Source organism: Corallococcus carmarthensis (assembly GCF_003611695.1).
GTDB classification, from domain to species: domain Bacteria; phylum Myxococcota; class Myxococcia; order Myxococcales; family Myxococcaceae; genus Corallococcus; species Corallococcus carmarthensis.
Map to the genome: position 1 here is coordinate 1 of NZ_RAWE01000469.1, position 888 is coordinate 888.

Sequence of the window (888 nt, forward strand, 5' to 3'; positions counted from 1 at the left end):
CTAGGACGTGTCCGCAAATAGTTCGAGCGGAGCCGGGTGTTAGGAGGGCATGAGCCGAGGAGAGCTGACGGACGCCCAATGGGAGCGGCTGGTAGGACTGCTGCCGCCCCAGAAACCCGCGCGGGGCCGTCCGAACAAGGAGCACCGCGAAGTGCTCGACGGAATCCTCTGGGTGCTGCGCACGGGAGCGCCCTGGCGCGACGTGCCTCGGGAGCAGTTCGGCAGTTGGAAGACGCTCAGCAGCCGATTCTACCGCTGGCAGGAGGCAGGCATCTGGGCGCGGGTGCTGCGGCAGTTGCAGGCCGAAGCGCACGAGGATGAGCACCTGGACTGGACGCTGCACTTCCTGGACGCCAGCGTCATCCGAGCCCACCAGCACGCAGCCGGCGCACGCGGCACGCCGGTAAAAGGGGGGAGGCCGAAGCGCTGGGCCGCAGCCAGGGAGGCTTCTCTACCAAGCTGCACGTCCGGGCGGAGGGCCAGGGGCGGCCGCTCGTCTTCGAGCTGACGGCAGGTCAGCGCCATGAGACGCAGGCCTTCGAGGCGCTGATGGCGGGTGGCAGCGTGCCGAGAGCTCACTCGCCGGGTGCGCCACGCCGCTTGCCCGACGCCCTCGCGGCGGACAAAGGCTACAGCTACCCCAGCCTCCGCGCCTGGTGCCGCGAACATGGGGTGCACGCCATCATCCCCACTCGCTCGAACCAGCCCCGGCAGCGCGCCTTCCGGCGCGCGGCCTACCGCAAGCGCTGCCGGGTGGAGTGTCTCTTCAATCGCTTGAAGCAGAACCGGCGGGTGGCGACGCGCTATGAGAAGCGCGCCGCCAACTACCTGGCGATGGTCCTTATCGCCTCCATCCGCCTCTGGCTCTAATTTGCGGACACGCCCTAG

At 68.9% G+C, this 888-nt stretch carries 1 pseudogene; it reads left to right on the forward strand.

The annotated features are described in order from the left end of the window. The first annotated feature begins 49 nt into the window (after positions 1 to 49). Positions 50 to 870, forward strand: a pseudogene (locus D7X32_RS44515) (IS5 family transposase). Positions 871 to 888 lie beyond the last annotated feature (18 nt).